The 6,409-nt window shown below is 42.3% G+C and carries 7 protein-coding genes; 5 read left to right on the top strand and 2 right to left on the bottom strand.

Annotated elements, in window-relative coordinates:
* Positions 1 to 630: 630 nt before the first annotated feature.
* Positions 631 to 1,209: a TetR/AcrR family transcriptional regulator gene (locus tag PTT44_RS02075; protein WP_168158122.1), complete on the top strand. Its 579-nt coding sequence runs from the start codon at positions 631 to 633 to the stop codon at positions 1,207 to 1,209.
* Positions 1,206 to 2,111: a DMT family transporter gene (locus PTT44_RS02070; protein WP_273795524.1), complete on the top strand. Its 906-nt coding sequence runs from the start codon at positions 1,206 to 1,208 to the stop codon at positions 2,109 to 2,111. Before PTT44_RS02075 ends, PTT44_RS02070 begins: the two co-directional genes overlap by 4 nt.
* Before the next feature lie 121 nt (positions 2,112 to 2,232).
* On the opposite strand, the gene PTT44_RS02065 is transcribed toward PTT44_RS02070, so the two are convergent.
* On the bottom strand, positions 2,233 to 3,381 hold the full coding sequence (locus PTT44_RS02065; RefSeq protein ID WP_168158120.1) for a DUF1624 domain-containing protein: 1,149 nt from the start codon (positions 3,379 to 3,381) through the stop codon (positions 2,233 to 2,235).
* Positions 3,382 to 3,552: 171 nt separating this feature from the next.
* Between PTT44_RS02065 and PTT44_RS02060 the strand changes: the two genes are divergently transcribed.
* The 3 genes from PTT44_RS02060 (at position 3,553) to PTT44_RS02050 (ending at position 5,587) form a co-directional block, all read left to right on the top strand.
* A complete protein-coding gene (locus PTT44_RS02060; RefSeq protein WP_005400463.1) occupies positions 3,553 to 4,185 on the top strand; it encodes a TetR/AcrR family transcriptional regulator in 633 nt (210 codons plus the stop codon).
* Between the two features lie 3 nt (positions 4,186 to 4,188).
* Positions 4,189 to 5,166, top strand: coding sequence for a zinc-binding dehydrogenase (locus PTT44_RS02055; protein WP_168158119.1), 978 nt, complete (start codon positions 4,189 to 4,191; stop codon positions 5,164 to 5,166).
* A 67-nt stretch (positions 5,167 to 5,233) separates the two neighbouring features.
* Positions 5,234 to 5,587 (top strand): DUF1304 domain-containing protein, encoded by a 354-nt coding sequence (locus tag PTT44_RS02050; RefSeq protein WP_168158118.1) that lies wholly within the window; start codon positions 5,234 to 5,236, stop codon positions 5,585 to 5,587.
* Between the two features lie 77 nt (positions 5,588 to 5,664).
* Here PTT44_RS02050 and PTT44_RS02045 read toward each other — a convergent pair whose 3' ends face one another.
* The gene (locus PTT44_RS02045; protein ID WP_168158117.1) at positions 5,665 to 6,360 is read right to left on the bottom strand and encodes a pirin family protein; all 696 of its coding nucleotides are present in this window, start codon (positions 6,358 to 6,360) and stop codon (positions 5,665 to 5,667) included.
* Positions 6,361 to 6,409 lie beyond the last annotated feature (49 nt).

Raw genomic sequence — 6,409 nt, 5'->3', positions numbered from 1 at the left:
TCTTGAAAACCGACGAGGGTGTGAGTCCTCCGTGAGTTCGAATCTCACCGCTTCCGCCAAATTATTTTTAAATACAAATTAAAACGAATCATTAATCGATAACCCAAGTTTAAGTTGGGCCATTACGTCAAGTAGTGTGGGGAACACCACATAGATCGGCAGTGATCAAATTCTAAAAAAAGCAGTCAGACCTTCTCTTACTGCTTTTTTTATTTAAGGTATTTAACCTTCTTTTATAACTATTGAGCTGTCCAACTCGATCCCTTTTTAGATTCACTATTCGTTTTAGGCAAACAGTTATAGAGACTATGCAGTTGTAATGCGTAGCAGTCATTTCTGTAGATCAGTTTTTCGAAAGTTTCTCAATTTCTCAGATGGGTTTTTTTAGCATCCTTCGTTTGGTTTATCTAGCAACTCATTACCTCTAAGTTGGAACTACATATGCTTTGTAAAAGTATAGAGCGATTGTTCCGTTTCGCTTTCTATCAACCGTCATTGTAATGGGGGGATTGAAGGGTATTCTCCTGTATTTGATTCATCTGATATTTCCTTCATTAAATAAGCAAAGGTGACTTGCATATTTTTACAGATTCTATAAATTAGGTAGATCGGTCTACTTAGTTGAGTGTGATGAATACGAAAACTGCGAAACAGAAAATTTTAGATGCAGCTGCAATTCTGTTTTATAACGATGGCATCACCAGTACAGGGATTAACAGCATTACCGATAAGGCCAAAGTTGCCAAAATGTCCTTATATAATAATTTCCCGACGAAGGCTGACTTGATCACTTCTTATATAGAAGCACGGCATCAAGAGTGGTTAGATTTGTATGCGCTTCGAAATCAACAAGCACATACTCCTATTGATAAAATTGTCGCGGTTTTTGAAGCCTATCAAGATCATGCTGAGTTTGCCTATGAAAAAGGTTTTCGGGGCTGCGGTTTGTTGAATGCTGCTGCTGAGTTCCCAGCGCACAGCGCCGAGCGCTTGGCTGTAAAACGGCATAAGGATGAAATTGAAAACATTATCTCTACACAGCTTGCCAATATCATTTCGGACGCATACAAGGTCAAACAAATGGCTTTGTTATTGTCTTTTATTTTAGAGGGATCGATTGCGCGAGCAGGCTTGGAAAGCTCGAGTGAAAAAGTACAAGCTGCAACAGCGATGGTGAAAACACTTTTAGCACAGGAAATCAGTACGTGAATCAGTCTGTTTCTGCGGTACCGAATTATGGTTTCATCGCGGTGCTGTTCGCTGCTTTTCTATGGGGAACGACGGGCACAGTCGCATCTTTTGCACCTAATTTGAGTCCTTTGGCTGTTGGCGCTGCGGCGATGGGCGGTGGTGGACTGCTGCAGGCACTTTTGGCGCGAAAAAGTATCATCTACCATCTGGCACATATCAAAGCCAATGCGGTGATGCTCGGTGTAGGCGTAATTGCGGTTTTTATTTATCCTTTGGCCTTTTATTCATCGATGCACTATGCAGGCATCACCATTGGTACGGTCGTGTCGATTGGTACGGCGCCTTTATTTACTGCACTTTTAGAAAGGGTGTTTGACCGAAAAGCACTTTCGATGACATGGCTGATGAGTTTCGTATTGGGAGTGACGGGCGTTGCGCTACTTTCTCTCGGGGAATCACATGCTGTAGCAACCACGGAGCATTTGTCCCAAAATCGACAAATGTTGGGTATTGCTTTAGGGGCGGTTGCGGGATTGACCTATGCTTTATATTCTTGGGCGGCAAAACGAATGATTGACCAAGGAATGGATGCAAAAGCGTCTATGGGGCTCATCTTCGGACTTGGTTCTTTATTATTACTTCCGACTTTATGGATAACAGGTTCAAACTTGTTTGAAGAAAACATCAACCTTTATGTCGTGAGTTATATGATGTTGATCCCAATGTTTTTGGGCTATGTTTTATTTGGATATGGCTTAAAAACTGTGCCTGCCAGTAAAGCCATTACCTTGACCTTGTTTGAACCTTTGGTTGCCGCTGTATTTGCAATCCTGTTGGTGGGAGAACAACTTGCACCAATCGGTTGGATTGGGATGGTTTTAATTTCAATCTGCTTAGCATTGCAGACTAAAGCAAAGTAAATTTTTGCTTCAGACATTCGTTGGTGCATAAAGCATATTTGCTGGGTGTCGGGAAATCTGATGCCTAGTTGGACTAAGCATCAATCTTATTTCAGTGAAATGGGCTATACACCTTAAATCCTTAGAGGTATTTAAGAATGCGAATGTGTTTGTTTTTATGTTTAAAGGCTGAGAATTTTAACATCAACGGATAGAGAGCCACCGTTAAAATAATCGAAATGAGCCAGAGGGTGGAGACATGATCGACGCCGAAGTATTCGCCATGGGTTGTGCCAAACAGTGTGACCGCAGTGAGATAGAGGGCTTTCAGCACATATAAGTGTACGATATAGAAGAACATCGGCACGGAACCAAAGACAATCAAGGGTTTGGCCCAAGGTTTGCTTTCAACCTTTTGAAGTAACACTAACAGGATTAAGCATAGTCCGACATTCCACAAAATAAACAGCAGCGATGGCGGATACTTGGTCAAGTTCAAAAAACTCATAACTGTTTCAGTGCTGGTCGACATGATTGACCATGCTTGGTCGCCATAGAGATTGATCATTCTTAAAATGATAAATAAGCTGATACTGGCAAGCCCGAAGCCTAACAAGATTTGATTTCTTTTTGCGACATCATGTGTGCTGTTAAATACGGTATGACCGATGCAATAGCCGAGGGTAATTACCCCAATCCAAGGCAGTACTGGGTAAGAGGTTCTAAAACGAATCAGATCTCCAAATTCGATCCAACCACGTTCATGTAAAATAAACCACAGATTTTGCAGGATAGGTATTTGTGAAAATGACACTTGATCCAGCGCATTATGTCCAAAAATAATGCTGAGACTGATCACCCAGAGCCATTTTTGCGATAGCCCAATCAAGCCTGCTAAAACTACCATGCTGAGACCAATGGCCCAAATTACTTGTAAATAGATGACATCAGGCGGGAACTGTCCAGTCCAAGCGAAGTTGATAATGATCAATTCGAGAAAAATTAGAAATAGACCGCGCTTGAGTAAAAATTCACGGGTCATTTGAACACTGTTGTTTTTTGCTTGGTAAAGATAAGCCGATAAGCCTGTTAATACCACAAAAACAGGGGCACATAAGTGAGCCAAGATTCGGCTAAAGAAAAGGGATTCTTCGGTTCCTGGAATCAGCATCGGGTCGGGGACTTGCTGGTGCAGATAAAAAGTTTCTCTGACATGGTCGACCATCATGATCAGAATAACCAATCCTCTGAGGGCGTCAATAGCTTGTAAACGTTGTGAAGGTGTAGACATAAGATGAATTGAAAATTTGTGTTATGGTATAATGTAACATTTATTTCAATCATTTATATCAAAATTTTAATCAGCAAAATTTATATGTAATCCAATGATTCGAGATGAAGTATCAAAGGTAGATGCATTATTTTGTAGACGACTGGTCTATTATTAATTTATAGTGTGGATATGAAACGATCAGATAAAAGTGAAGCAACACGACTACACATTTTAAATAGCAGTTTTCAACTGGTGTTACATAAAGGTTTTGTCGGAGTGGGCTTACAGGAAATTCTAAAGAATTGTGATGTGCCGAAAGGTTCATTCTATTATTACTTTGCTTCGAAAGAGGCTTTCGGCTGTGCGCTACTTCAGCAGTATCTAGCCGACTATAAGGTCAAAATCGATCAGCTGATACAGCAAGAACAGCGAAGCGCCTATGCAAGCCTGATGGCACTTTGGCAAGCATGGATTGATAACTCATCACATATTGAAAGTGATGTTGAACATCATAGCGATGGGGGATGGGCGGAGAATTGTTTGATCGTCAAATTGGCAGCAGAAGTCTCAGATTTATCTGAAGATATGCGTCAGATTTTGAACTTCGGGGTGCGTAAGTTAACAGAACGTATTTCGGGTCTAATCCAAGCCGGGCAGCAAGATGGTTCAATTCCAGCGCATATTGACGCTGAAAAAATGGCACAAACCATGTATCAATTGTGGTTGGGAGCAGCTTTATTGGCAAGACTGGCCCGAGATAAGCAGCCCCTTTACCTCGCTTTGGAAACTACCCAACAACTATTACAGCCGATAAAGGAATAGCAAATGCAAAGTATTATTCATCACCATTTTGGTGAACCTGTTGACGTCTTGGAAGCTGCAGATATGCCGCAACCTGAACCGAAAGCGGGTGAAGTACGTATTAAAATGATTCTATCGCCAATGCATAACCACGATGTGTGGACAGTGCGTGGTAGTTATGGTTATAAACCAACACTGCCTGCAATTGGTGGTAGCGAAGCTGTGGGCGTGATTGATGCGCTTGGTGAGGGTGTACAGGGCGTATCGGTAGGGCAGCGTGTAGCAGTTGCTGCAGTTCATGGCAGTTGGGCCGAGTATTTTATTGCGCCAGCGCATGGCGTCGTGCCTTTAACTGACGCGATTGATGATGAAACGGCAGCGCAGTTGATTGGGATGCCGATCAGTGCACTGATGCTTTTAGATTTTATCGATTTACCAGCAGATTCGTGGTTGATTCAGAACACTGCCAATGGTGCGGTGGGTAAAACCGTGGCAATGATTGCAAAAGCGCGTGGTCAAAAGGTAATTCATTTGGTTCGCCGTACTGAGGCTGTAGCTGAAATGCAGGCCTTAGGCATTCAAAATGTGGTAGCAACAGACCAAGCTGATTGGAAAGAACAAGTCAAAGCGATTCATGCAGATCAGCCACTGATTGCGGGTGTAGACTCCATTGGTGGTCAGGCCAGTGGTGAAATGTTGGCTTTGCTGAGTGAAAATAGTCTATTGGTTTCATTTGGCAGCATGACGGGCGAGACCATGCAGATTTCTTCGGGAGATCTGATTTTTAAACAAGCTACAGTCAAAGGTTTTTGGGCGAGTGTGGTGAATAAGCAATTGTCTGCTGAACGTAAAAAGGAGTTAATTGTGGAGTTATTGACGCTTGCTGCACAGAAAAAATTACTGCTGCCTGTTGAAGGTATCTTCAGCTTTGCACAAATTAAAGATGCAGCACTGAAAGCGACGCAAGGCGCACGTCAGGGTAAAGTACTTTTGAAACCTTAACCGTTTTCGACTTAGATCAGCTGTGAAGCTGATCTAGCATCATTCATCAAAAATAAGGAGAAAGCGTATGATGGGACAAATTTTGATTGCTTTAATTGCACTGTTGCATGTGTATATTTTAGTTTTAGAGATGTTTTTATGGGATAAGCCCTATGGTTTAAAAGCCTTTGGCAATACGCCCGAAAAAGCACAACTGACCAAAGTTATGGCGCAAAATCAGGGTTTATACAATGGTTTCTTGGCTGCAGGTCTATTTTGGGCGCTATGTGCACCTGAAACTTATGCACTGCCACTGGCCAATTTCTTTTTAGGCTGCGTTTTGGTTGCTGGCATTTATGGTGGTCTGACCGCCAGTAAGAAAATTATCTACATTCAAGCTTTACCTGCTGCTGTGGCATTACTTGCGGTGAATTTTCTCTAAGCCAAGTGAAAAAGCTGCTTGAGCTCTGCATTAAAAAAGCCAACGTCTAGACGTTGGCTTTTATTGTGGGTGATGACTTATTTGACTTCAAGCAAATCAAACCAAATCACTTGTGCATCTTCCAAGGCTTCAACGGCACTTGCTTCTAAGAACGCAATTGCGTCACCTGCATGAAGAGTATGTTCTGCAACTTGGATTGAACCTGAAATCACATGCACGTAGTTAATATGCTGTGTAGCTTTAACTTCTAGTATTTGCTCTTTTTCAATCACAGCCGTTTTGACTTCGGCATCTTGACGAATATGCATTGCAGCATTGTCATTTGGGCCACAAATCGCATGCCATTGATTTGGCTGCTCATGCGGATCAAGACGAATCTGTTGATAGTTTGGCGCTGCATCTCTTTGATTTGGGGTAATCCAAATTTGTAGCAAATGTACTGGCTCATCACCCTGATTCATTTCGCTGTGCTGCACACCCGTACCTGCACTCATCAGTTGCCATTCACCTGCTGAAATACCACCATGGTTGCCCATGCTGTCTTTATGGGTGATGGTGCCTTTGAGTACACAGGTTAAGATTTCCATATTGTCATGGGGGTGTTGCCCAAAACCTTGATGACCCGCGATCACGTCGTCATTGATGACACGTAGAGCACTCACGCCCATATATTTAGGGTTATACCAACTGCCAAAAGAAAAGCTGTGTTTAGACTCTAGCCAGCCGATATTGACATGACCACGGTCTTGACTGCGATGAATGAAAGCATCCATTTTGAACTCCAATCTTATTTTTAATCTATGGAGGAATTTTAGCGTTTTA

This window comes from Acinetobacter sp. Gutcm_16, assembly GCF_028649355.1.
GTDB classification, from domain to species: Bacteria; Pseudomonadota; Gammaproteobacteria; order Pseudomonadales; family Moraxellaceae; genus Acinetobacter; species Acinetobacter johnsonii.
The sequence above is the reverse complement of the archived record's forward strand: the minus strand, read 5'-3'. Positions and strand labels throughout refer to the sequence as shown.